Origin of the sequence: Pantoea nemavictus, from assembly GCF_037479095.1 — a bacterium.
In the GTDB taxonomy this organism is placed as follows: Bacteria; Pseudomonadota; Gammaproteobacteria; order Enterobacterales; family Enterobacteriaceae; genus Pantoea; species Pantoea nemavictus.
In genome coordinates this window covers 210,446-236,090 of record NZ_JBBGZW010000002.1, presented here as the reverse complement: position 1 = coordinate 236,090, position 25,645 = coordinate 210,446, and the positions used below count along the sequence as shown (strand labels likewise).

At 54.9% G+C, this 25,645-nt stretch carries 25 protein-coding genes; 16 read left to right on the top strand and 9 right to left on the bottom strand.

Features of this window, described 5'->3' with window-relative positions; genetic code table 11:
- Window positions 1-22 precede the first annotated feature (22 nt).
- From WH298_RS20870 to WH298_RS20830, 9 genes are all read left to right on the top strand, one after another.
- Complete coding sequence (locus WH298_RS20870) at window positions 23-817, top strand: alpha/beta fold hydrolase (protein WP_238344497.1); 795 nt, start codon at window positions 23-25, stop codon at window positions 815-817.
- Between the two features lie 14 nt (window positions 818-831).
- Window positions 832-1,947, top strand: a complete 1,116-nt coding sequence (locus WH298_RS20865) for an LLM class flavin-dependent oxidoreductase (protein ID WP_180823895.1) — start codon at window positions 832-834, stop codon at window positions 1,945-1,947.
- A gap of 79 nt (window positions 1,948-2,026) precedes the next feature.
- On the top strand, window positions 2,027-2,992 hold the full coding sequence (locus WH298_RS20860) for a BMP family protein (RefSeq protein WP_180823894.1): 966 nt from the start codon (window positions 2,027-2,029) through the stop codon (window positions 2,990-2,992).
- 4 nt (window positions 2,993-2,996) lie between these two features.
- Window positions 2,997-4,499: an ABC transporter ATP-binding protein gene (locus tag WH298_RS20855; protein WP_180823893.1), complete on the top strand. Its 1,503-nt coding sequence runs from the start codon at window positions 2,997-2,999 to the stop codon at window positions 4,497-4,499.
- Window positions 4,492-5,589, top strand: coding sequence for an ABC transporter permease (locus tag WH298_RS20850; protein WP_180823892.1), 1,098 nt, complete (start codon window positions 4,492-4,494; stop codon window positions 5,587-5,589). Before WH298_RS20855 ends, WH298_RS20850 begins: the two co-directional genes overlap by 8 nt.
- Window positions 5,571-6,512 carry an ABC transporter permease gene (locus WH298_RS20845; protein WP_180823891.1) on the top strand — a complete coding sequence of 314 codons (942 nt, stop codon included), beginning with the start codon at window positions 5,571-5,573 and terminating at the stop codon, window positions 6,510-6,512. Before WH298_RS20850 ends, WH298_RS20845 begins: the two co-directional genes overlap by 19 nt.
- A 26-nt stretch (window positions 6,513-6,538) precedes the next feature.
- On the top strand, window positions 6,539-6,940 hold the full coding sequence (locus WH298_RS20840) for a Rid family hydrolase (protein ID WP_180823890.1): 402 nt from the start codon (window positions 6,539-6,541) through the stop codon (window positions 6,938-6,940).
- A gap of 45 nt (window positions 6,941-6,985) precedes the next feature.
- Window positions 6,986-8,002 carry an aldo/keto reductase gene (locus tag WH298_RS20835; protein WP_180823889.1) on the top strand — a complete coding sequence of 339 codons (1,017 nt, stop codon included), beginning with the start codon at window positions 6,986-6,988 and terminating at the stop codon, window positions 8,000-8,002.
- Window positions 7,999-8,505, top strand: coding sequence for a flavin reductase family protein (locus tag WH298_RS20830; protein ID WP_180823888.1), 507 nt, complete (start codon window positions 7,999-8,001; stop codon window positions 8,503-8,505). The genes WH298_RS20835 and WH298_RS20830 overlap by 4 nt, the downstream gene beginning before the upstream one ends.
- Before the next feature lie 123 nt (window positions 8,506-8,628).
- On the opposite strand, the gene WH298_RS20825 is transcribed toward WH298_RS20830, so the two are convergent.
- Entirely contained in the window at window positions 8,629-9,015 is a 387-nt protein-coding gene (locus WH298_RS20825) for a RidA family protein (RefSeq protein WP_180823887.1), read from the bottom strand.
- 287 nt (window positions 9,016-9,302) lie between these two features.
- Between WH298_RS20825 and WH298_RS20820 the strand changes: the two genes are divergently transcribed.
- Together WH298_RS20820 and WH298_RS20815 are read left to right on the top strand one after the other, a co-directional pair.
- The gene (locus tag WH298_RS20820; protein ID WP_180823886.1) at window positions 9,303-10,220 is read left to right on the top strand and encodes an ABC transporter substrate-binding protein; all 918 of its coding nucleotides are present in this window, start codon (window positions 9,303-9,305) and stop codon (window positions 10,218-10,220) included.
- 8 nt (window positions 10,221-10,228) lie between these two features.
- Window positions 10,229-10,903 carry an RraA family protein gene (locus WH298_RS20815; protein WP_049853377.1) on the top strand — a complete coding sequence of 225 codons (675 nt, stop codon included), beginning with the start codon at window positions 10,229-10,231 and terminating at the stop codon, window positions 10,901-10,903.
- A gap of 49 nt (window positions 10,904-10,952) precedes the next feature.
- On the opposite strand, the gene WH298_RS20810 is transcribed toward WH298_RS20815, so the two are convergent.
- From WH298_RS20810 to WH298_RS20780, 7 genes are all read right to left on the bottom strand, one after another.
- Window positions 10,953-11,789 carry a metal ABC transporter permease gene (locus WH298_RS20810; RefSeq protein ID WP_180823885.1) on the bottom strand — a complete coding sequence of 279 codons (837 nt, stop codon included), beginning with the start codon at window positions 11,787-11,789 and terminating at the stop codon, window positions 10,953-10,955.
- Window positions 11,782-12,645, bottom strand: a complete 864-nt coding sequence (gene sitC, locus WH298_RS20805; RefSeq protein ID WP_049853379.1) for an iron/manganese ABC transporter permease subunit SitC — start codon at window positions 12,643-12,645, stop codon at window positions 11,782-11,784. The genes WH298_RS20810 and sitC overlap by 8 nt, the downstream gene beginning before the upstream one ends.
- Window positions 12,629-13,450 carry a manganese/iron ABC transporter ATP-binding protein gene (locus WH298_RS20800; protein WP_180823884.1) on the bottom strand — a complete coding sequence of 274 codons (822 nt, stop codon included), beginning with the start codon at window positions 13,448-13,450 and terminating at the stop codon, window positions 12,629-12,631. The genes sitC and WH298_RS20800 overlap by 17 nt, the downstream gene beginning before the upstream one ends.
- Window positions 13,447-14,325: a metal ABC transporter substrate-binding protein gene (locus WH298_RS20795; protein ID WP_238344519.1), complete on the bottom strand. Its 879-nt coding sequence runs from the start codon at window positions 14,323-14,325 to the stop codon at window positions 13,447-13,449. Before WH298_RS20795 ends, WH298_RS20800 begins: the two co-directional genes overlap by 4 nt.
- A 225-nt stretch (window positions 14,326-14,550) precedes the next feature.
- Window positions 14,551-14,907 carry a cupin domain-containing protein gene (locus tag WH298_RS20790; RefSeq protein ID WP_007893037.1) on the bottom strand — a complete coding sequence of 119 codons (357 nt, stop codon included), beginning with the start codon at window positions 14,905-14,907 and terminating at the stop codon, window positions 14,551-14,553.
- A gap of 251 nt (window positions 14,908-15,158) precedes the next feature.
- On the bottom strand, window positions 15,159-15,926 hold the full coding sequence (locus WH298_RS20785) for an amino acid ABC transporter ATP-binding protein (protein ID WP_007893036.1): 768 nt from the start codon (window positions 15,924-15,926) through the stop codon (window positions 15,159-15,161).
- A 1-nt stretch (window position 15,927) separates the two neighbouring features.
- Entirely contained in the window at window positions 15,928-16,578 is a 651-nt protein-coding gene (locus tag WH298_RS20780) for an amino acid ABC transporter permease (protein ID WP_007893029.1), read from the bottom strand.
- A 265-nt stretch (window positions 16,579-16,843) separates the two neighbouring features.
- Between WH298_RS20780 and WH298_RS20775 the strand changes: the two genes are divergently transcribed.
- The 3 genes from WH298_RS20775 to WH298_RS20765 all read left to right on the top strand — a co-directional run bounded on the left by WH298_RS20775 (window position 16,844) and on the right by WH298_RS20765 (window position 19,691).
- Window positions 16,844-17,593, top strand: a complete 750-nt coding sequence (locus WH298_RS20775; protein ID WP_007893024.1) for an ABC transporter substrate-binding protein — start codon at window positions 16,844-16,846, stop codon at window positions 17,591-17,593.
- Between the two features lie 128 nt (window positions 17,594-17,721).
- Entirely contained in the window at window positions 17,722-18,327 is a 606-nt protein-coding gene (locus WH298_RS20770; RefSeq protein ID WP_180823883.1) for a cupin domain-containing protein, read from the top strand.
- A gap of 35 nt (window positions 18,328-18,362) precedes the next feature.
- A complete protein-coding gene (locus WH298_RS20765) occupies window positions 18,363-19,691 on the top strand; it encodes an NAD(P)/FAD-dependent oxidoreductase (protein WP_180823882.1) in 1,329 nt (442 codons plus the stop codon).
- A 73-nt stretch (window positions 19,692-19,764) separates the two neighbouring features.
- On the opposite strand, the gene WH298_RS20760 is transcribed toward WH298_RS20765, so the two are convergent.
- A complete protein-coding gene (locus WH298_RS20760; RefSeq protein ID WP_180823881.1) occupies window positions 19,765-21,051 on the bottom strand; it encodes a methyl-accepting chemotaxis protein in 1,287 nt (428 codons plus the stop codon).
- Between the two features lie 409 nt (window positions 21,052-21,460).
- On the opposite strand from WH298_RS20760, the gene WH298_RS20755 reads away from it, so the two are divergent.
- Window positions 21,461-23,440 carry an autotransporter outer membrane beta-barrel domain-containing protein gene (locus WH298_RS20755; protein ID WP_180823880.1) on the top strand — a complete coding sequence of 660 codons (1,980 nt, stop codon included), beginning with the start codon at window positions 21,461-21,463 and terminating at the stop codon, window positions 23,438-23,440.
- A gap of 320 nt (window positions 23,441-23,760) precedes the next feature.
- Window positions 23,761-25,614, top strand: coding sequence for a hypothetical protein (locus WH298_RS20750; RefSeq protein ID WP_180823879.1), 1,854 nt, complete (start codon window positions 23,761-23,763; stop codon window positions 25,612-25,614).
- Window positions 25,615-25,645 lie beyond the last annotated feature (31 nt).

Here is a 25,645-nt window from a genome sequence, read left to right as displayed (position 1 = left end):
GGGGAAATCGATGCCGAGCATCATGACTAACGGAATTCGCACCCATTATGAAATTGCGGGACAGGGACCGACGATCATTTTTGTCTCCGGACTCGGCGGAACCGCCGCTTACTGGCAACCACAGGTCAGTGCTTTCGCGGATGACTTTACCGTGGTGACTTACGATCAACGTGGTGCAGGCCAGTCCGATCATCCTACCGGACCTTACAGCATCGATACGCTGGTGGACGATTTGCAGGCGTTGATTGCCGCGCTGCAGCTGCATCGTCCGATTTTAGTCGGGCACTCTACCGGCGGCGCGATTGGCCAGATTCTGGCGGCACGTCAACCGCAGCTGCTGGCGGGCATGGTGCAGTACGCCAGCTGGGCCAAGTCAGATATGCATTTCAACTGGTGCTTCCGTATGCGCCGTGCGCTGCTGCTAGGTAGCTCACTGGAAGAGTATGTGCATGGCAGCGCGCTTTTTCTCTATCCGCCAGAACATATCAAGGCCAACGCCGACACCTTATCGCCCGCGCTGCTGGCTTCGGCAACACGCTTTCCGGCGCGCGACGTGGTGCTGAGCCGTATTGACGCGATTATGGCGCACGATGCCAGCGCCGCGCTGCCACAGATCCAAACGCCAACGCTGGTGATGTGTGCGCAGGACGACATTCTGACGCCGCCCTACCAATCACGCCTGCTGGCCGAGAACATCCCCGGCGCGCAGCTGAAAATTGTGCCGCAGGGTGGCCACAGTTTTTCCGAGACTGAAACCCCGCTGTTTAACCAAATTACCCGCGACTTTATGGCGAGCCTTCACTCGCCTGTGCATTGAACTGAGGAGTTGAAATGACTAGCGCGAAAAATGTTGAGTTCGGCGTCTTTCTGCCGGTTGGCAACGGCGGCTGGATTACCTCTACCACCAGCCCGCAGCTACCAGCCACATACGATTACAACAAGCAGGTGGCGATGCTGGCGGAACAGCTGGGATTTGATTTTGCGCTGTCGATGGCGAAATGGCGCGGCTACGGTGGGCCCTCACAGCATTGGGACGTGACGCTGGAAAGCCTGACAACCATGGCGGGGATTGCCGAAGCCACCAGCCGTATTGGCGTGTGGGGCACGGTACACACCATGGTGTTTCATCCGGCGGTGGTAGCGAAAATGAGCGCGGTGCTGGATCAAATCTCGCAGGGACGTTTTGGTCTGAATATCGTCTCCGGTTCAAATCCTACCGATCAGGGGCAAATGGGCTTGTGGATAGATCTCGATCATGCCGAGCGCTACGAACTGGCGGCGGAGTGGCTGACGGTGCTGAAGCGGTTATGGACGGAAGATCGCGTCAATCATAACGGCAAGCATTACCAGCTGACCGATTGCATGTCGAACCCAAAACCGGCATCGCCACCGCCGATTATCTGTGCCGGTGCCTCAGACCGCGGTTTTCTGTTCACCATGGAGCACTGTACCGGCAGCTTTATGCTTGGTTCGGATCATGACGACTTCATCAAAACCGGGCTGCGTGCCAAAGAACTCGCTATGCAGCAGGGCAAACCGGACTTCAAAACCTACGGGCTTTTCACCATCGTGCCAGGCGCAACGGATGCTGAAGCACATGAGCGGGTGGCGCTGTATGACGCGGGCGTCGACACCATCGCGCTGGATAATCAGACGCGCGAATACTCCGGCGATAAGAGCTTCAAGCAGAACACCATGGCGCAGCGTTTTGTGTCGCAGGGCGAGCAGCGCAACTCGATGACACGCGCCGCGTTGGTCGGGTCGCCTGAAACCATCGGCAGGAAATTGGCAGCGATTATTAAAGGCGCACAACTTGATGGTGTGACGGTGATAGTACCGGACTTTATTGACGATTTGCGCACGGTTGGCACTGAGGTGCTGGAAGTGCTGGAGCAGCATGGCGTCAACACCCACGCACGCGAATACCAACGCGCGAATGCAGTGTAGTGTCGTCATTGATGGCGATTGGGAACAACACATAGTCACCCACCTTTTTTCCGCGATGCGGATTGCCAGGAGTCGAGCGATGAAAATGAAAATGATGTTGGCTGTTGCGGTAGCGGCGGCGATGGGCAGCAGCGCCATGGTGCAAGCCGATGAGAGCAAACCACGCGTGGCGGCACTGTTCACGCAGACCGTCACCCAAGGTTCATGGGATATGGCGGGTTATGCCGCATTCAAATCGATGGCCACGCAACAGGGTTTCGCGCCGAGCTATCTTGAACATACCACTTACGAAGCAGCGCCATCGGTGTTACGCCAGCTCGCCTCTGACGGCGTGAAGCTAATCATTGCGCACTCATCCGGCTATTCCGCGGCGATCAAAGAGGTAGCACGGGCATTCCCGAACACCCAGTTTGTCCTCTATTCCTATGAGGGTTCGACCAATAATCTACCTAACTACTCGGCATGGTCAGTGGATTGGGATGAATACGGTTTTGTGCTCGGTGCTCTGGCGGCTTCCGCCAGTAAAAGCGGGCATATTGCGGTCATCAGCGGTGAACCGATTCCGTCGGCAGAACGCACCGTGCAGTTCATCAAGAAAGGTGCCGCCTATGTTAATCCCAGGGTCGTGGTCGATTCCGCCTACGTTGGCTCCTTTACTGACGTGGCGCGCGCCAAAGAGATTGCGACAGGCGCCATCGCGCGCGGTGCCGATTTCGTTATTCCTTCTGCTGATACCGCCGATGCCGGGATTCAACAAGCGGCGGATGAAGAGGGCGTGCTGACCATTGGTTCTTATACCGATCAAGCCAAATCGTTTCCTAATTCGATTATGACCTCAACGGTGATGAACTTTGATAAATCCTACGCCGATATCGGCAAGCATTATGCCGATCATCAGTTAGGCAATCGCATCATTACCGAAAACCTGAAAACCAACGGCTGGACCCTGTCGAAACCCTTTGCCCACGTGGATAAAGCGGTGCAGGACAAGGTGTTTAAGGTGATGGACGACATCAAATCCGGCAAGGTCAAGGTTGAGGATTGATATCATGTCGAGCCCGCTTATCGAACTCGATCACGTCTCAAAGCGCTATGCCAACGGCTTTGTCGCGCTGGACAAGGTTTCGTTGTCGCTCTTTCCCGGCGAGATACACGCGCTGCTGGGTGAAAACGGCGCGGGCAAATCGACATTGATGAACATTCTGTATGGCGTGCATGAGCCAACGGAAGGCGGAGTGCTGATGGGCGGACGTCAGGTGATTCACCGACGACCAGCCAATGCCATCGCCAATGGCATTGGCATGGTGCATCAGCATTTCAAACTGGTGGCACCCTTCAGCGTCGCAGAGAACCTCGCGCTGGTGGCACGTGGCGATCGGCGCAAAGCGTTTCGCCGTCATGCTGACATCCGTGCCTTTATGCAGCACTACGGCGTTGATCTCGATCCGGCAGCGCGGGTCGCTCACTTGCCGCTGGCGTTGCAGCAGCGGGTTGAGATTCTCAAAGCGCTGGTCAATGACACGCGCGTGCTGCTGCTGGATGAGCCTTCCACCATTCTCACCCCCACAGAGATCGCTGCATTGTACGCAACACTGCGCCGCATCTGTGCCAGCGGCACGGCGGTGGCGGTGGTCACGCATAACGTCGATGAAGTGCTGGCAAATACCGATCGCTACACCATTTTGCGTCGCGGTAAAACCAACGGCAGCGGAGTAACCGCTGGCTGTTCGCCGGACGAACTGGTGGAGAAAATCGTTGGGCGCGCGGTCAGCAGCGGCACGCGACTGGGTTTACAGCGCAGTAGCGGAGCCGAGCAGTTGCGTCTGAACAACATTCAGGTGCGTCCTGGCAGCGGCTCTCCAGGTTTGCATGACATCAACTTAACGCTGGCATCGCGCGAGGTGATTGGTGTCGCGGGCGTAGAGGGTAACGGGCAGAGCGAGCTGTTTGCCTTATTGGCGGGTGAACTGCAGCCGGACAGCGGTGACGTCGCGCGCTTAAGTGACAACGTCACCCTGGCGCTGGTGCCGCAGGATCGTCATCACGAAGGGTTGTCGCTCGATTTGCCAGTCTCTCACAACTTGCTCTATCCCGACATTATGCGTGGCGCCTATCGCCGCCTGGGTTTACTTGATCATCCGGCGATTGCCCGGCGCGCCATCGAGATGATCGAACACGCCGATATTCGCACTCATTCCCATGCCAGCCCGGCGCGCTCGCTGTCGGGTGGCAATCAGCAAAAGATCGTGGTGGCGCGCGCACTGGCGCAGGCGGTGTCAATTATCGTGGTGTATCAACCGACGCGCGGTCTTGATATGGCGGCAGCGGAAGCGGTGCTCACGCGCCTCGCTGATGCGGCAGATGCGGGCACCGCGGTCATGATTATCTCCTCAAACATTGAAGAATTAATTCGCGTATCGGACCGCATCGTCGTGATGAACGGTGGACGTATTACCGGCACTGTAGTGGGTGATGAGATGAATATGGAACGAATTGGCACCTTGATGACATCGGGTCACAGTGCGCAGATGACTGGAGGTGTGCATGTCTGATTCCGTCACCACGCTGGCACAAACCAGCGCTTCCTTGCGCCGCGTGCTGGCACAGCTCAGCGCGTCACGATCGTTGTGGATCACACTCAGTGCCTTTGTCGGCTCGTTAGGGGTGGGCTTAGCCCTCATCGCTGGCATGGGCGTGCCGACGCATGCGGCGCTGTCCACCGCCATTGACGGCGCATTCGGTAATATCCGTGCATTTTCGGACACGCTGGTGTTTATGACGCCACGCCTGCTGGTGGCGCTCGGCGCACTGATCGCCATTCGTGGCGGCATGTTTAATCTCGGCGGCGAAGGGCAGCTGCAGATGGGAGCGATTGGCGCGATGTTGCCGTTTCTCGCCTTCGGTGATGTGGGGGCGGCGCTGCTGCCACTGGCAATTATCAGCGGTGCTTTGTGTGGTGCTATCTGGGGCGCGATCCCGGCACTGCTGAAAGTGTGGCGTGGCATCGATGAAATCATCGTTACGTTGATGATGAATTTTATCGCCATCTATTTGCTGAAGTATCTGGTGCAGGGACCGATGCGCCCGGTGAACTCAAATTTCAATATGTCAGCGCAGCTTCCGGCCGATGGCGTATTTCAGCAGGTGATTGAGGGCACGCGACTGCATGCGGGCGTGTTTCTGGCGCTGCTGATCGCCGTGGCAGTGTGGGTGATGCTCAACCATAGCGCCTTCGGTTTAAAACTGCGCGCCAGTGGGCAAAGTCCACGCTTTGTGCGCTTACAGGGACAATCTGCCGCTAAAACCGTGCTCTCCAGCATGGCAATTTCTGGTGCCATCAGCGGCCTGGCGGGCACCTTTGAAGTGCTCGGCGTGCATTATCGCCTGATCGACGGCTTCTCATCGGGATTAGGTTTTGAAGGACTGGCGGTGTCATTTCTCGCCGGACTGCAACCGTTTGGGGCGGTAATCGTCTCACTCTACTTTGGTGCGGTTAACAGTGCTGCGCTGGCACTACAAACTACCTTTTCGATTCCTGCGGCAATAGCCGATGTTCTGGGCGGTATGCCGATTCTGATTCTGGCGGTTTTAAGCGGCGTAATGCTGGTGAAAGGGAGGCCGGTATGGAATTCAACACTGTAACTCTGGCGCTGTTTCTTGCGGGTGGGTTGCGCCTGTGCGTGCCGGTATTGCTGGCGGCGCTAGGAGAAACCGTTTCTGAACGTGCGGGGGTTTTCACCATTGGGCTGGAAGGCTTAATGCTCTTCGGTGCCTCCATCTCAGCGCTAGGGCTGGCTTTAACCGGTTCGCCGCTGCTGGCGCTTGGCGCGGGCATGCTGGGTGGTTTGCTCGCCGCGCTGCTGCTGGCGTTAGGTACCGTGCTGGCACGCGCTAACCAAATCGTGATGGGCATCGGTTTTAACCTGTTCGCCATTGGCGCGACCTCGCTGATTCGGCAGCTATGGCTGAGTGGTGCGCCTGCAGCCGGATCGATGCGTTCGGTTTCGATACTTAAGTTGCCAATCCTGGCGGATTTGCCGGTAGTGGGACGCGCGTTGTTTTCCCAAAGCCCAGTGTTTTATCTGGCGGTCGTGATCGCCATTGTTTTGTGGGGCGTGCTGCGCTTCACCCGCGCCGGATTACTGCTGCGTGCGGTGGGTGAGAATGCATTAGCGGCCGATGCCGCCGGGCATTCCGTGCTGCGAATTCGTTTCAGCGCTACGCTTTTCACCGGCCTGATGGCGGGGTTGGGCGGCGCGTACCTGTGTATTGTCGCCTCAGGCGGCACCTTCGTTGACAACATGACCGCGGGACGCGGCTATCTGGCAATTGCCATCACCATCTTTGCCCGCTGGATGCCGTTGCGCGTATTGATCGTCGCCACGTTACTCGGATTGCTGGAGGCATTGCAGTTTCAGGGCCAATACCTTGGCGTGAACATTGCGCCCGCGTTACTGATGGCGATGCCGTTTGTCGTCGCGCTCATTGCCTGGATCATGATGGGCAAAGCTGGTGCCGCACCGGGCGATTTAGGCCGGCCTTTCTTACGTCATTCAGGACGTTAACCCTTAACTATTATCGGGAGATGTAGATGAATCAGGCAATTAATCCACAAGGTTGGATCATCGGAAAAACGGCCACCGGCCTTAATCACCTTAATTGGGGAGTTAAAGCGGGTAATCATGTCTACGTCGCGGGGATGCTATCCACCGATCCGGTTGATGGCAGCATTGTGGGCATCGGCGATATCGAAGTGCAGACGCGGCGCGTGCTCGACAGCATCAAAGTGGTACTGGAAGCGGCGGGCAGCAGCATGGATCATGCGGTGATGAACCAGATCTTCCTGCGCGATCTCGACGATTATCACAAATTCAATGAAATCTACGTGACCTATTTCCCGGCACTGCTGCCGGCGCGTTTCTGCGTGAAACTTGAAATGGTGCGTCCCGAATTTCTGGTTGAGATCGCCACTACCGCGGTAATTCCCGGCTAGTTGTTGGGTTGTCCTTTATCGCGATCAAATAGAGAGGATGTGTACATGCAATACCGATATCTCGGGCGCAGCGGGCTCAAGGTTTCTGAAATTTGTCTTGGCACCATGATGTTCGGCGGCGCCACCGACGAAATGACGTCAAAGCGCATCATCGCCGACGCCCGTGACAGCGGCGTGAACTTCATCGATACCGCCGATATGTACAACAAAGGTGAATCCGAGCTGGTGGTTGGTCGCGCGATTGCTGACGATCGCGATAATTGGGTACTGGCCACCAAGGTTGGCAATCCAATGGGCGATGGTCCGAATCAGCGGGGCATGTCGCGCAAGTGGATTCGCGAGGCGACGCACGCATCGCTGACGCGCCTCGGTACGGATTACATTGATGTGCTGTATATGCATAAAGCGGATTTCGCTGCGCCATTGGAGGAGATGGTGCTGGCGTTCGCCGACCTGATTCGTGAGGGAAAAATCGGCTATTTTGCCGTCTCAAACTTCAAAGCCTGGCGTTTAGCGGAAACCGTGCGCCTGGCGCGCGCGGCTGGCATTGCCGGGCCAATAGCGACGCAGCCGTTATATAACCTTGCTAACCGCGAAGCCGAGGTGGAAATTTTACCGTCAGCGGCTTACTTCGGCGCAGGAGCCGTGTGCTACAGCCCGTTGGCGCGCGGTATCCTGACCGGGAAGTATCGCGTGGATGCGGCTCCTGAGAGTGACAGTCGCGCTGGACGAGCCGATCCGCGCATGATGGAAGCAGAATGGCGTCCGGAATCACTCAAAGTAGCGAGTGAGCTGGCGGCCTATGCCGAGAGCAGCGGACGCCAACCGGCGCACGTGGCGCAGATGTGGGTGATGCGTAATAAGCTGGTCACCAGCACATTGATCGGACCGCGTACCTTTGAACAGTGGCGTGAGGGGATTGCCGCGCTGGATTGTCCGTGGACGGTGGAGGATGAACGCTTCTGCGATCGGCTGGTATCGCCGGGTAAAGGTTCCAGCCTCGGCCCGGGCGATCCGCATCATCCCATTGAGGGCCGTATCATGCGCGAGAGCCAATCATGACAGAGCATGCCATTCCCCTTGCCGATGCTTATCGCGGTGGTATGCGCCAACTGGCGGCAGGCGTATGTTTAATTACCGTAAATCATCAGGGGCAGCCCGGCGGCATGATCGCCACGGCGGTCACCTCCTTAAGTGCGGAACCGCCGACTTTGCTGGTATGCATTAATCGCAACGCATCGATGTTTGCGATGCTCATTGAGAGCGGGCAGTTTAGTGTCAACGTATTAGCTGCGGATGCGCTAGCGCTGGTGGAGATGTTCAGTAGCTCTGCCCGCCGACATGAGCGCTTTAACAGCGGCCAATGGCACACTGGCGCGAATGGTGCGCCCTTGTGCGCGGATTCACTGGTGACATTTGAGTGTCGGTTGGCGCAAACCGTTGACTGGCAGACGCACGCGATTTTCCTGGGTGAAGTAACCGAAGTACGGCATCCGCGTAGTAATGTCGCGCCGTTAGTCTATTACGATCGGGAATTTCATCAGCTGGTGGATATCGTGCGGTAGTAAGAAGAGGGCGCCAGGCCGCGCCCACTGTTCAATCGGTCGTATTTTATCATCTCATCAACGCTGCAACGCTTGTAGGGTCGCTATACGTGGCGACCCGCTAAATTAATCAGCAACCTGTATTCACAGCGGCAGCATAATAACCACATCAATTTCCAGCATGAGCTCGGGTTCTGCCAGCGCGGCAATCTGGAATAGCGTACTGGCGGGCAATTCCAGTCCGGTGAAAAATTGCTGGCGTATCGGATGAATTTTCGGGACGAGTGCAAGGTCGGTCACATAGGTGGTCGTGCGCACAATCCAGTCGCGCTGTGCGCCCAATCCTTCCAGTAATCGATCGATGTTGGCATAAACCTGCTCGACCTGTTTTTTCATATCACCAATGCCAACCACGTCACCGTTTTCATCCCACGCCACCTGGCCCGTGGGAAAGACCGGCGTGCCCGGTCGGATTTTTACGTGATTGTAATAGCTGCGTGCCTTGAGCCCAGCGGGATTGACGATGCTCATCATGTTCCTTAATCGTAGGTGATATCTGGCCAACAAAACATTAAGGCTACCATTTGCGTAAAGGAGTGCGTAATCGTATTTCGGCAACGTGGCGCTGCCCTTTAAGCAACACCATAAGATTGGCAAGTGGATTACTTTAGTGTTTCACCACTATTTATCGCTAACCTTATGCAGATAATGAATTTCGTCCCGAGTGATGGATCTAGTATGGTTCGTGAAAGAATATTAACTCTTTGCATTATAACAATTAATTATTGCTTTTCGCATTCATCACCTGGGGTTTAACCATGCTAAACATAAAATCTCTGTTAATGGGATCGTTATTAACGTCTGCCTTATTAGCAAGTTCTGCGCACGCTCAGGAGGAGAGCGGTGTGGCAGCCAAAATTAATTTTCAGGTCGCATCGGATAAAAAACTGCAGGCTTTATTACCCAAAGAGATAATTAAAAAAGGTTATGTCATTGCCGGCACTAATCCAAATACACCTCCCACCACCTTTTTCCTTGAAGATAATAAAACCCTATCCGGACGCGACGTTGATATCATGAATGCGATTGGTCAGCGTCTGGGTTTGAAAGTCATCTGGAAAGAGACCGGTGGCTTCGACAATATTATTCCCGGCTTAAAAACCGGTCGTTTTGATGCGGTGCTTTCTAATATCAGGCCAAGTCAAAAACGCTTTGCGCAAATCGACTTCATTAGCTATTTCGATAGCTCGCGCCAGGCGGTGATTTCACGGAAAGATCGTAATGTGGCACCGTTCAAAGCCTTAACCGCGCTATGCGGTGAAACCGTCGGGGCGGGAGTGGGCACCGCGCAGATTGAATTTCTCAATGAGGCGAGTAAAACCTGCCTGAGCGAAAATAAACCGGCGATCAACGTGGCGGTATTCCCCAGCCGTCCTGATGGTGTGGTCGCGGTATTAAGCGGCAGAATCTCGTTCTATTACGGCCCGTGGGAAGGTTTAGCGTATCAAGCTGCGCAGCTGAAGAATCTGGCGATAACCGGTGAAATAAGCGTGCAGGAACCGCCGATGTCGATCGGTTTACCCAAAGGTTCACCCATTGAGCTGGCTGTTCAGGCGGCACTGAACTCCTTAATCCAGGATGGCACCTACCAAAAGATCCTCGATAGCTGGTTCATCGGCTACGGCGCAGTGAAAGAAGCCAAACTGAATCAAGATATCTTCGCCTCACAATCATAGGAAAAGCGATGAGCGGTTTCCGCATAATAACCAGAACGCGAAAAGCCAGTGCGCAGCAAATAGCGGCCTACCAGGATTTACCGGTGGCAAATATTAGCGATGCCATGCACCGCCTGACGGCAGGCGGTGCCAATCTGCGTCCTTATCACGCCGGTGGATATATGGCGGGTGCTGCGCTCACGGTGAAGTGTCGGCCAGGTGATAATTTGCTGGTGCACTATGCATTGAATATTGCAGAGCCGGGCGATGTGATTGTGGTGGATGCTGGCGGCGAGGTGACCAACGCCATTGTCGGCGAACTCATGCTGACGTATGCGGCGAAAAAACGCATTGCAGGCGTGGTGATTAACGGCGCGGTGCGTGACAGCCAAAGTATTCGAAAAAATGCCTTGCCGGTGTATGCGGCGGGCGTTACTCATCGCGGACCTTATAAAGACGGTCCTGGTGAAGTGAATGTGCCCATTTCACTCAACGGTATGGTGATTGAGGCGGGCGATTTAATTGTGGGCGACGACGACGGCGTGCTCTGTGTGCCGTATCAACAAATCGATGAGATACATGCGCTTGCCAGCGAGCGCCGCAGTGGCGAAATCGCCAAACTGCAGGCTATTGCGGAAGGGCGCAATAAACGCGATTGGGTCGAGAAAAAATTGCGCGAGTTGGGCTGCATTTTTCCTGCTTAGCGACGCCATTTATGGCGATCAGGTGCGCATCAGGTGCGCACCTGCCCAATCAGCTTTGCACCTGCTGCGTGCGGCGATCTCTCACCGTTACAAACATAAACGCCAACACAAACAGCGCGGCATAAATCACCACGATGGTTGGACCCGGTGCGCTATCGAGGAAGAACGACGCATAGACGCCGCTGAAACCCGTCACCATGGCAATGCCCATCGCCAGCAGCATCACATGCAGAAAACGGCGCGCCAACAGCAAGGCAATGGCGCCTGGCGCAATCAGCATGGAAATCGACAAAATCACCCCTACCGATTTCAACGCGGCGACGATGGTTAATGAAATCAGACACAGCAAGCCGTAATGCATCAGTTTGCCGTTGATGCCGCAGGCGCGCGCCTGATTGGGATCGAACGCATGCAGCAGTAAATCTCGCCATTTCATGCCAATCAGCACGCTGACAATCACAGCGATCACCACGGTCTGAATGATATCCGCCAGGCTAATGCCCAACATATCGCCGAACAAAATGTGGTCGAGATGCACTTCAGGTTGCAGCTTCAGGTACAGCACCAAACCTGCGCCAAACATGCCCGAGAAGACAATTCCCATTACCGTATCGGGTTTGATGCGGCTATTTTCGCTGATATAGCCGGTGGCGACGGCGCACACCATTCCGGCGATAAAGGCGCCGATAGCGTAGGGCAAACCAATCAGCCAGGCGATCACTACGCCGGGAAACACCGCGTGGCTCATCGCATCACCCAGCAACGACCAGCCTTTAAGCACCAGAAAGGCCGACAGCATCGCGCACGGCAGCGACAGCACCAACGTGGTGATCAGCGCCATGTTCATAAATTCGAACTGGAAGGGGCTCAGCAATAATTCACTCATTGACGCCATCCTCCATGGTTAGACGTGCGCGACGACGCGCAGCCAGCACGCCATGTTTCGGGGCAAACACAAACGCCACTAAAAACACCAGCGTCTGCGCCACCACAATCACGCCGCCGGTGGCACCGTCAAGAAAGTAGCTGCTCCAGGCGCCGAGAAAACTGGTGACGCTGCCGATGGTGACGGCAATCAGCAACAGGCGCGGAAAACGGTCCGTCAGCAAATAGGCGGTAGCGCCCGGTGTCACCACCAAACAAATCACCATAAAGGCGCCAACCGTTTGCAGCGCAGCAACGGTGGAAGCGGACAGCAGGGTAAAGAACAGGATTTTTAGCCGCAGCGTATTTAAACCTAGCGAGCGCGCGTGACTTTCGTCGAAGAACGTCACCATCAGGTCTTTCCACTTCAGCAGCAGAATGGCGAGGGTGATAAAACCAATGGCGCCGAGCTGCCAGATATCGGCAGGCGCGACCGATAAAATATTGCCCAGCACGATGGTTTGAATATTCACTGAGGTGGGATTGAGCGACACCATAAATAGCCCGATGCCGAAAAATGACGAGAAGATCAGGCCAATAATCGCATCTTCTTTTAAGCGCGTGCGCTGATTAAGAAAAAGCATGCTGCCCGCCGCCAGGCCGCCGGAGAGGAATGCGCCAAGGGCAAAGGGCAGTCCAAGCATATAGGCGCCTGCTACGCCGGGCACAATCGAGTGTGACAGCGCATCGCCAATCAATGACCAGCCTTTTAGCATCAGGAAACAGGAGAGGAAAGCGCAAATCGCCCCGACCAGCGCGGCGATCCACATCGCATTCAGCATGTATTGATAACCGAACGGCTCAATAATCCACGACATGGTTAGCCCCCCGCTGCGGATTTTTGTCTTTCATCAGCTGCATTAATACCGCGTTACGCTCGAGCAGCGCGCCATCAAAGGTTTGCGCCAGGTTATCTGCGGTGAACGTCTCATGCAGCAAGCCACTCGCCAGCACGGTATTTTTCACCAGCACGCAGCGGTCGCAGAAATCCGGAATGGCGTTGAGATCGTGCGTTGAGACCAGCATGGTGCGGCCTTCGTCACGCAGCTCTTTCAGCAGGGCGATGATCGCGGCTTCGGTTTTGACATCCACGCCGGTAAAGGGCTCATCCAGCAGGATAATCTGGCCACTTTGCGCCAGCGCGCGCGCCAGGAAAACGCGCTTTTTCTGCCCGCCGGACAACTCGCCAATCTGTCGATGGCGATAAGCGCTCATCCCGACACGTTCCAGCGCCTGATCAACGCTCTGTTTATCGGCCGCACGCGGAATGCGCAGGATGCCCATATAGCCGTAGCGCCCCATCATCACCACATCTTCCACCAGCACCGGAAAGCTCCAGTCGACTTCCTCAGATTGCGGCACATAGGAAACGATATTGTGTTTCAACGCCTTATTGGCCGGCATTCCGGCCAGCGTCACCGCCCCGGAAGAGAGCGGGACAAATCCCATGATCGCCTTGAACAGCGTAGATTTTCCGGAACCGTTGACGCCAATCAGCGCGGTGATGCTGCCGGCGGGCACGCTAAATGAGGCTTTACGTAACGCGGTGTGGCCGTTGCGGTAGGTGACGCCGACGTTTTCCACGCTCAATCCTGCGGCGGCATTGACTTCGATTCTGCTCATTTCTGGCTTCCTTCGGTAATGCCTTGCACCACGGTTGCGGTGGTGACGCGCAGCAGATCAAGATAGGTCGGTACCGGGCCATCGCTATTGCTCAGCGAATCCACATACAACACGCCGCCGTAATGAATACCGGCTTCGCGCGCCACCTGCTGCGCCGGTTTAGCCGAAATAGTGCTTTCACTGAAAATCACCGGAATTTGATGGGTGCGCACCGCATCGATCACTTTACGCACCTGCTGCGGCGTACCTTGCTGATCGGCGTTGATCGGCCATAGATAAAGCTCTTTTAAACCGAAATCACGCGCCAGATACGAGAAAGCGCCTTCGCTAGTGACCAGCCAGCGTTTATCTGCTGGAAGTTTATCGATAGCTTCGCGCATCGGGGCAATGGTTTGCTGGATCTGCGCTTTATAGCGGTCGGCGTTGGCCTGATAAATCGCGGCATTGTCAGGATCATATTGCTGCAGCGCTTTGCGAATGTTATCGACATAAATCAGTGCGTTATCTGGCGACATCCATGCGTGCGGATTAGGCTTGCCGTTATACGGTCCTTCGGAAATGCCCATCGGTTCAATGCCTTGCGTCACGGTAACCTGCGGCACATCGTTCAGACGCTGGTAAAAGCGGCTAAACCACAGCTCAAGATTAAAGCCGTTCACCAGAATCAGATTAGCGCCCTGCGCGCGACGAATATCACCCGGCGTGGGTTGATATTCATGGATTTCGGCGCCGGTTTTAGTAATTGAGGTCACCTCGGCGGCATCACCCGCCACGTTTTTCGCCATATCCGCAATCACCGTAAAAGTGGTCACCACTTTGAGTTTTTCTGCCGCTGATGCCGCAAAGGGCAACAGCGAGCTAAGTGACAGCAGCATGACGACGGCAGGCACAAGGCGTTGAGCAAACATGATCATCTCCAGAGGAATATAGCCAATGCTATAAAAGATAGCTGATGCTATTTATATGAGTCATTTTTGTGCAAAATGCCAGTGTGAAGACAAAAATTTACGAAACAGGCGGGTCAAAGTAAGGCGGGATTCTGTAGGGTGCGCATTGATGCGCACCAGGCAACATTAGATATTTAAAAAGCAGCGCACCAATTAGCTGGCGTCGAAAATCACATACAGTTTGCGCATGGTGTTTTCAATTATCCAGGTGCCTTCGGTATTGGCTTCAAAGAACAACGAATCGCCGGGCTGGAAATAGAGCGTCTCTTCGCCATCCGGCGTAAATGAGCCGTTGCCATTAAGAAAGTGCATGATTTCAGCCTGTTTTACCGCGCGACGATAGGAACCTACGCCGCATTCGAAGATGCCGGTGTCGATATCTTCTTTTCCGGGAATCACTTTTTGTATGCCTGATAATGCAATGCTGCCGCTACCCGGCAAACCTGCCACGCTGCCCCACGGCTCCATAACTTCAATGGCTGCCGGCTGGGTGATTTTTTGTACTTTCATGTTTTCCCTTGCTAATTAAGAACTATACCAACCGCACATTTCGTAGCGGCGCAATTTATTGCGCAATGCCTCGATGGGCATAGAGCCGTCATTAATGCGCGCGATAAATCGCGCCGCTACAATTTGTGCGAGCAATAATTAATGAGTTCAAGATTAAAGCGTTCGCGAAATACAGGATGTAATGAATTGCCGCGCAAATAACCGATTCATGCGCTTATCAGCACGGCTTTGGCAGAAACTTTCGCGGCGGATTAAACCGCCTGCTGGCAGCAGGCGCAGGTCGTCGACACCACGTTGCCCAGCACGCGGCGCAGGAAATCTTGCGTGCGTGGCTCTTGAGGTTTGAGCAAAATCTGATCGGCGGGACCTTGCTCGACAATCTGCCCGCTGTGCAGGAAGCAGACGCGATCGGCGACTTCGCGCGCGAATTGCATCTCATGTGTTACCACAATCATTGTCATGCCTTCACGCGCCAGGTTGCGCATAACCTGCAGCACTTCACCCACCAGTTCTGGATCGAGCGCCGAGGTCGGTTCATCAAACAGAATGGCTTTGGGCTGCAGCGCCAGAGTGCGCGCAATCGCCACGCGCTGCTGCTGGCCGCCCGAAAGCTGGGTCGGCCATGCGTTAATCTTCTCGCCAAGCCCAACCATCGCCAGCAAATCTTTAGCCCTTTTTTCCGCGACCTGCCGCGGTTCGCCGTTGACGTGAATCGGGCCTTCCATCACGTTTTCTAACACGCTGCGATGGGGGAACAGGTTGAAACGTTGGAACACCATGCCAATCTGGCGACGTAGATCATTGATGCTTTTATGTTTGTTGTTGACGCGCTGACCCAGCACGTCGATGTCGCCGCCTTCATAAGTTTCGAGGCCGTTAATGCAGCGCAAAATGGTCGATTTTCCTGAGCCGGAAGGGCCGATCAAACACACCACTTCGCCCTCGCTGACGCTAAAACTCACGCCTTTCAGCACCTCGACATGACCGAATCTTTTGTGCACATCACGAATTTCAATCATCTCAGGCTCCTTTAATCTGACGTTTTTCTAGCTGCTTAGTCAGTGCCAGCAGCGGCAGGCACAGCACCAGATAGAGCAGCGCCACCAGCGTGTACACCGTGGTGTTATCGAACGTGGAGGCGGCAATCAGCTGGCCCTGACGCGTCATTTCGGTGACGGCGATGGTGGATGCCAGCGCAGAATCTTTCAGCATCATCACCAGCGTATTGCTGTAAGGCGGCAGCGCGACATGAAATGCCTGCGGCAACACCACGCGGTACATCGCTTTCGGAAAACTCATGCCCATGGATCGTGCGGCTTCCAGCTGGCCGCGATCGACCGACTCAATACCGGCCCGGAAAATCTCCGCGATGTAGGTTGAAAAGCAGAAGGCAATGCCAATTACGCTGGCCTGGAATGACGACAGCGTGATGCCGATATCCGGAAAGACAAAATAGATATAAAACAGCACCACGATCATAGGCAGGCCGCGCGTAATATTAATGACGGTCGCGATGGGCCAGGAGACTATTTTCCACGGACACATCTTCGCTGCGGCGAAAATCAGTCCCAGCGGTGTACTGATTATCAGAGACAAAAGGGTGATGTAAATCGTCATTTCTGCCCCTTGCAACAGGAAGGGCAGATAAACGTGAATACTACTCCAATCCATGATAATCCCCTGCAGGTTAATTTCATTATAATGAATATCCCCGATAGCAAATCACTGTCAATCAATACCCGCCGGGGAGAGATAGCTTTTACTTATTATCGCCATATGAACAAGCTATAGGTGTAATAATGCATGTAATCAAAAGGGTTTATCTGTGAATTGTGAATTCACGCATTTTGCTTAAATAAAACATTGACACCCACCTGACTAATTTCATTATAGTGAAAATGACGTTCGCCCTTTTCATTTGATTCAGGAGTGAGTTATGTCTGCTAATCGTTCCCGGTTATTATTCGCCTGTCTGGCGGCTGCATTTAGCCTCAATGCCCAGGCCGCGGCGCTCACCGCGGGCTCGCCGCCGTCCAGCGCGCCGACCACTTTCCTTGATACTAAAAGCGGTAAAATTGAAGGCTTCATGCCCGACGTAGCGGCAGAAGTGGCTAAGCGCCAGCACCTTGAAATTAATTACACGGCGATTCCTTTTTCCACCCTGATTCAGTCGGTGATTGCCGGCAAAATCGACATGATTGTGGCGGGTATGACGCCCACGGAAGAGCGCGCCAAACGTATTACTTTCTCGCAGCCCGTGACCGCATTTGGTGCCGGTTTAGTGGTGCGCGATGACAACAAGAAGACCTATAACTCGTGGCAGGATGTGAAGGGTGACATCGTCGGCACCATGGCAGGCACCGATTATACCCAAAGCCTGATGGCCAGCGGCATCGCCAAAGAGGTGAAGGTTTATGACAGCCCGGCTGATATGACGCGTGATTTATCGCTGGGACGCATCGCGGCGGGGATGAATGATTATCCGATTCTTAAAGCGCAGGAAAAAGCCGGTGGGTTAAAAGGCATGCATGTGATTGACGGTTATAAGCCCGAACATGTTTCGCCGATGGCGTTTGGCGTGAAAAAAGGCAACGATAAATTAATGGCCGAAATTAATAGCGCCTTAACCGCGATGAAAGATGACGGCACCTTGCAGACCATTAAAACCAAATGGGGCATGCCTTAACATTGCTGCGGCATATATTGCTGTCTCGCACCCTTAATTTCAGCGAAAAACACAGTATCAGGGAAATAAACGCGGCGACTGCGCTGTGCGAAATTCGATAAAGTTATCCGCTGGAAGGGTTAAAGCCGATGAAAAAAGTGAATATCAGTGACGAAACGACGGGCGCGCAGGAAGCGGATATTGGATCGCGCCTGAAACGGATTCGCAAGGCGCGCAATATGACCATCACTGATTTGGCGCAGCTGGCGAATGTATCCGCTGGCGCCATTAGCCAAATAGAGCGCAACCTGACCAATCCCACCGTGCGCGTGCTGGAGCAGCTGCGGCTGGTGCTGAAGGTGCCGCTCTCAGCCTTTCTCGAAGAGCACGCATCGACGCTGCGCGGCGCGGAGCATTATGTGCGGCGCGCCGTTGAGCGACCGCATTTCAACGTCGGGAAACGGGGCATCTCAAAGGAGATGCTGTCAGCGGCGGGCGAACACGATTTGCAGTTTATGTTTATCAATATTCCACCGGGCGTGCGTTCCGACGAAATGTTGATGGGCAAGGGCGAGAAGGCGGGTTTAGTGATGGAGGGTGAGTTGACGCTGGAGATTGATGGCGACAGCGCCCGATTACGCGCTGGCGATAGCTTTCAGTTTCAGAGCCATTTACCGCATAACATTTTCAACCATAGCGCGAGTGAAGCCAGAGTGTTGTGGATCATGCACATCCCCTCTGAACATCATTTGTGAATTCGTCACCCTAGTGGCGTGCAGGACTTAAGACGATGCGCATAAAAGTTAATGCAGTTGCAGACAGTGAACGCTTTCCCGAATCCGTTGATGTGATTGTGATTGGCGGCGGCATTATTGGCACCTCGGTGAGCTATGAGCTGGCCAAACAGGGCGTTTCAGTGGCGCTGTTTGAAAAAGGGGTGATTGGCGGTGAGCAGTCCGGGCGCAACTGGGGCTGGGTTCGTCAGCAGAACCGCGACCTGTACGAGTTGCCGATGGCGATCCGCAGTTTACAGCGCTGGGATGAGTTAAGCCGCGAAATCGGCCTCGATCTGGGCTTCTCACGTCAGGGCATCACTTACGGTACGCAGAGCGAAAGCGATCTGGCGCGCTGGGAAGCGTGGGGAAAACAGGCGCAGCAAATCGGCTTTGTTAGCCATTTGCTGTCAGCGAAAGAAGCGCGCGATCGCATCGGCAACAGTTCGCCTTGGGTCGGCGGCGTGTGGTCGCCGAGCGATGGCCGCGCTGAGCCGTCACTTGCCGCACCGGCCATTGCCACCGGCGCGAAAAATCTGGGTGCTTTTGTGCATCAACGCTGTGCGGTGCGCGGCCTGGATGTCTCCGGCGGACGCGTGACGGGCGTCTGGACCGAGCGCGGCCTGGTAAAAGCGAACCGCGTAATTTGCTGCGGCGGCGCGTGGAGTTCGCGCTTCCTAAAGCAATACGGCATTGAATTGCCGAGCGCCAATATTCTCGGCACCGCGTTCAAAACCACCGCCGCGCCGGAAGTGATCAAAGGTTGTCTGAGCACCGGTGGCTTGTGCATTCGCCGTCGCCAGGATGGCAGCTACACCGTGGCGCTTTCCGGGCGCGGGCAGATTGACCTCGCGCCGCAAAATATCCGCTATGCCACCAAGTTCTACCCGATGTATCGCAGCAAAATCGCCAAGAAGCTCAAGGTGCGGATTAACGGCTCTTTCTTTAACGGTCCGGAAGCGGCGGGATCGTGGTCAAACCAAGGTGTGTCGCCATTCGAGAAGATCCGCACCCTCGATCCGGCAGCGGATAACGGCATCGTGCAGGAAGCGATGCAGGCGCTGGTGCAGCTTTATCCTCAGCTGAACGGCATTAAAGTCGATCACGCATGGGGCGGCTGGATAGATACCACGCCGGATCTGGTGCCGGTGATTGATGAGATGAATAACCTGCCAGGTTTGTTTATCGCCTCGGGTTTCAGCGGGCACGGTTTTGGTATCGGCCCCGGCGCGGGCTTGCTGTGCGCGCAGCGGGTGAATAATAAACCGCTGTTCACCGATATGACGCCGTACAGTTTGGCGCGCTTTGCCAAAGGTCAGGCAATCCGTGAACCGCAAATGATGTAATTTTCCGCAGATACCGTAGCGGCGCGATAAATCGCGCCGCTACCGAAAATGTGCGGTATGAAGCCTCTTCGTCTCAAACATCCAACCGATGTATCACATTCACAAACTCATGTACGCCGCTGTTAATCTCGCGCAGGCTGCGTGACAGCACGCTGATTTTATCCTGCTCGGTCACCACAAACTGCTTCACCTCATTCAGCTGCTGCTCCATTTGCGCAATCAGGCTGGCGTTGTGTTCGACCACCTGAGTGATCTGCCTGGTGGCGCTGGAGGTTGATGCCGCCAGGCGCCGCACTTCGCCCGCCACCACGCTAAAGCCGCGACCGGCTTCACCGGCGCGCGCGGATTCAATCGCTGCATTGAGTGCCAGAATATTGGTTTGTGAGGCGATCAGGTTGATGGTCTCGACCACCTCGCTGATGCTTTTCGCCGAGGCGTTGAGCTCGGCACCGATGGCGGTCGCCGCATTCACCTGTACTGCGACAAGGCCCGAGTTACGGATGGTTTCATCCAGCACTTCGTTGGCGTTATCGGTGATTTGCGAGGTCTCTTCCGAGGTGGTGAGCGCAATATCGGCCACCCGCTTGGCGGCTTCTACGCGCGCGGTGATGTCCGACGCAATCTTAATCACCTTGTAGACTTTGCCATCCGCGTCAAACACCGGGTTGTAGCTGGCTTCCAGCCAGATACGTTCGCCGCTGGCGGTTTTGCGCTCGAAGCGGCCAACGAAATGTTGTCCTTTGGCAATCTTGCGCCAGAAGTCGGGATTCTCGCGATAGAAGTTATCGAAGCAGAACAGACGATGGTGCTGCCCAACAATTGCAGCCAGCTCATAGCCCATGTGAGTCAGGAAGTTATTATTAGCGCTGAGGATCTGGCCATCCGGCGTGAATTCAATCACCGCCATGGAGAGGTCGAGCGCGGTAATCACCGCCTCTTTATGCTCCAGCTCCTGATGACGTTCGGTGATGTCGGAAGCGACTTTAATCACCTTATAAACATGCCCTTTCTCATCGCTTACCGGGAAATAAGTGGCACTAAGATAGAAGCGCTGATGTTGCTTATTGAAGCGCTCAAAAATGCCGGTAACCGATTCGCCAGCCGCCAGAGTTTGCCAAAAGGTGAGGTAGCTGGAGGATTGGCTGTACTGCGGGCTGCAGAAGATGCGGTGATGCTTGCCCTGAATCTCATTCAGCTGATAGCCGGTGGTAGCAAGGAATAGGGGATTAGCAGTGATGATTTCGCCGTGGGGCGAAAACTCAATCCATGCAACATGCTGTTTGATCGCATTGATATCTTTAACCACATCGCCACTTTTATAAAACGGCAATGAAAGACTCGACTTTTTCACACCAAACATGGGCAGCCTCAGGCGATGATTATGCTGTTGAACATAAGGCGCGCAGCGTAATGGCGATCGCGCCGCAATGCGCAACCTCAGCTGCTTCGCAAGATTCCCCTTCGCCGGACACTTCTGTATGTGTCTCTCTGCGCTTCAGCGCCGCATGGGGTTATTAAGTAACCGACCTGATGTTTTAAACGAACCGTTTAGCGGTTCATCTTTGGTTATCGGCGGGATGATCTAAAGGTTTAATTAAAATGCATGTCATCACCGCGCCCGCAATTTTGCAGCAGCAAACTGGTAATACCTCCGCTTCATGACTAGATGTTTAACGTCCTTGTTACCACTTTGCGCATCCCTGATGCGCCTTTGCTGGCCTGCGCTGCTGTGACTGCCCGCGCGCGGTTTACCCTTTTCGGAGTTGATGATGAAAAACCCTAAATCTGCACTTTCTGCTGTTGCGCTCGCCACGCTCAGCGCCTTGCTGGCGCCAGTTTCCGTGCTGGCGTGGGATAACCTGACGGTGTTTGGCGATAGCCTAAGTGATGGCGGCAACGTGGGTCGCTTCACGTTCGATGGTGCGCAACATCCGCTGTATGACGAAATTCTTGCGGCGCATCTCGGACAAAATCTGCAAGCCTCGTCGCGCGGCGGCAGCAACTATGCGCAGGGTGGCGGGGTGGCGGTGCCAGAAATTGATCCCAACCTGAATACGCAGGATCAGCTGGCGAGCTATCTGCAATCCACCGGCGGTCGCGCTGACAGCAACGGGCTCTACATCCATTGGGTCGGTGCCAACGACATCGCCGCTGCCGTCACCAATCCGCTGACCGCGCGTGAAACCATCAGCACCAGCGCCACGGCCGCAGTGGCCCAGGTCAAAACCCTGTTAGATGCCGGTGCCGGCGCGGTGATTGTGCCGAACGTCCCGCAGCTGGGTTCGACGCCCTATATGGTGGAAGCGGTTTTAAGCGTGCTGGGTTCGGCTGCCACACCGGCGCTGGTGGCGGCATTTCAGTCGCTGGATAGTGCAGCAACGCCCGATGCCGCCGCGCGCCAGCAGGCGGTGCAGCAGGCTTTTGACCAGGCGGCGGGGCAGATTTCGTCAATCCCACTGGTGCGCGATGCACTCGCACAGCAGCTGTATGCCGCATGGCAAGCGCTCACCGAGCAGGTTACCGCACTGTCTGATGGCTACAACCAACAACAAGAAGCGGGATTGGCGGCGCTGCGCGGCAACATCGTGCGCGTTGATATCGCCGGTTTGTTTAATGAAGTGATCGCCAGCCCCACGCAATATGGTTTGACTAACACCATCGGCATGGCTTGCCCGGTGGGAACGTCGGCGGCGGAATGCACTTCTGGCACACCCGGTTTTACCCGCGCGCAGGATTATCTGTTTGCCGATCACCTACATCCCAGTCCGGCAGTCCATGCGATGATCGCCGATTACATTCAGTCGATTCTTGATGCGCCCGCGCAGGTGGCGGCGCTATCGCAGTCACCGCTGATGATGGCGCGCGATATGCAAAACACGCTGGACGGACATCTGCAGCAGCAGCGTCAACAGCCGTCTAGTGCCGGTCAGTTCAGCGTGTTTGGCGGTTATGCCGGGCAGCATGTCGATTATCGCGGTGAAAGCTGGAATAACGGTGATGCTAACACCGCCAACATCACGCTCGGTATCGGCTATCAGCTCACCGATAACTGGCAAACCGGCGTGCTGTTCTCCAACAGCAACCAGCGTCAGCAACCCTCCTCCAACTATGATTACAAGCTGCGCGGCAATCTGGTGGCGCTCTACAGCCAGCTGACGCTGTTCGATCAGGGCTGGATCAATGCCGATCTGCACTATGCCGATCTCGATTTTGACAGCATCGAACGTGACATTCACATCGGCCCGGCGCAGCGCACTGAGCAGGGCAGCAGCAGCGGAAAATTGCTCGGGATGCGGGTACAAACCGGCTGGGCGCTGCCGCTGGGCGAGCATCTGAGTACCGGACCCATGGCCGGTTACGCCCTGGATTACGGCCGCGTTGGCGGCTATAGCGAAAACAGCAATAGCAGCACCGCGATGCGCTATGGCGATCAAACCACCCATTCGCAGATTGGCTCGGTTGGCTGGCGCATTGATAGCAAACAGTGGCTGGTCAATCCGTGGGCGCAGGTCAGTTACAATCACCAGTTTGGCGATACCGATGCCACGGTGCGGGCTGGGCTGAAATCAACGCGTACTTCTTTTGAGCGCAGCATTGAAGCCGGCGACAAAAACTGGCTGGACATGTCGCTTGGCGCCAACGTGCCGCTCGGGCAAACGGTGAATGCGTTTGCCGCCGTTTCAACCGTCGGCGGTAACAGTGATTACCATCAGGTCAGCTGGAATGTCGGCCTGAACGCCACGTTCTGAACCGCGCGGCCAGTAACTTATAGTTACTGGCCGCTTCACTGTTGATGAAAATAAATCAATTCTCCGCTGAGGAAATCACGGGTATTACCCGGTGTTTACGGCTTATCCGCGCCAATCAAAGCCACAACCTGCCTGCGAAAATTCTGTTAATCATCATTTTGTCGCTGCGCTTTCTATCACAATTCATGGCGTTGTCTAAAGCAGAACGCCAGGCGGGTTGTAAATGCCGTTGTTTAGATTGGTACTCAGCAACATATTAATTTTCAGTTACTTATACTGCAGGGGGCAGTTACTTTCTCTTAACGGTTAAGGGGTACACCATGACGAATTCGTCCGGCAATACCAATATCACGCCGCAAAATGCCGTTGCGGCAGCGGCATCTGTGATTCAGTTACGTGATATCGCACAACTACGTGCGACGGAGCCGTCAACCGCAGGTGAAGTTGCTTCGGTACTGGAATATACACAAGGCACTAAAATGGGCGGTGGTGTATTTATCTACGATGCTTCCGATACCACAACCGTAGATGATGGCGGACTGAACTTTGTTACCGCTGGAAGAAAGCGCTGGAAGCGTGTGCTGTTCGATTACAACGCAGTAACGGTGGTTGATTTTGGCGCGGTCGCCGATGGTAAAACTGACTGTGTAGAGGCGGTGAAGCGCATGTTTGCCTGGTCACAGCGCGTATTGCCTTCGGCTGGAATTCGCTTTACCGCAGGCGTGTTTAGCATGTCGACGTTTGATATCTCGGCCACTGAAATCAACCGTTTTAAAGTCACCGGCGCATCGGTTAATTTCGGCTATTTTCCGACTACCACGCTGGTGTTTAACTGGGAAACCAAACCGCGCGGCCTGCATTTCTTCAAAGTAAAGGCGCGTTACGCCGAAGTTTCCGGTTTTGTCGTCAAAGGGATGAGTTCCAATAGTGGTGAGGATGGCGGCACAGCGTTTAACAAAGTGGGCTTCTTTGCTAACACCATCACCGGTGGCCAGTTCCTGCGCGTCAGCAGCATGGAGTTCCGTTATTTGGGCGGGCGCGCACTCGATTTGATCGATACGCTGGATTGTAAAATCGACCAGTTTTATGCGCGCGGCTGCCAGGACAGCATCGTCTATGCGCGCTGGTCCGATCAGGCTCAGGGGGCGTGGGATCACTCTACGGCGATTGAGCTATCAAATTTCAACCTGCAAGGCGGCACCCTGAAACCGGTGTTGGATCTGCCGCGTTGTACCCAATCCTTTATCCGCAATGGCTGGATTGAGCATTCCGAATTTGCCGGTGACCTAACGAACGGTCAGTGGGTGATTGAAGGTTTAGCGATTGAGTCGACCGCTAATCCGCTCAAACTCGGCTACTGTCGCGCCACCATTATTCAAAAGAGCATTCACAATCAGAGCGCCGGTTTTGATTACAGCACCGATGGCATTGAGCCCTGGGCTCTGCTGGCGGAAGGCGATCGTGGCGTGATGGAGATCTCTGATTGGGGCGCGATTATTCAGGGCTCGCTTAATTACGATGTCATCACTTCGCAGCATCATATGGATAACCGTAAAGACGCTGACCAGTGGTTTTACGTCGGTGAATTCAACTTTTCAGGGTCGTCCACGCAAATACATGTGCGCATTGTCGGCACCGCGCAATATCTTTCGCAAAGTGAAACCCAGGTCGACTTCAGCAATCGCACGCCAGAAGGCGCCGCCAATATCTATTTGCAGGCGCGTGACAATGCCGATTCGATTGGTAGCTGGCACAGCGAAGGCTCCAGCCCGGTGGTGAAGGTGCATATTTCCGGCCAGGGCGCGCGCACCAAACTCTACGTCAAAATCGCCGCCTATACCGGTTTCTCGATTGCACTGGTAGAGACCAATGGCAAAGATCGTTATCAGGCCGGTTTATGCTTTATTTTCCGTAAAAGTTTTACCGCCTGCAGCGCCGAAGAGAGTAGAACGCTCGATGCGGCGAAAGTCGTGGCGTTTGAGCAGCACTGGATTGGCAATAAAGATGTCGGCTTTGGTTACAACAATAATAAAGAGCTGCTGCTGCATGGCCCGACATTTGAAAAATCGGTGCAAAATCCCGATGGCAGCTGGCGTACCCGACGTTTTCTTAAGGTGCGGGTGAACGGGGTGGAACGCAGTATTGAATTAATGAGCGCCACCGATCCCTATTAATGAAAATAGCCAGCAACAGGAGGTTGCTGGC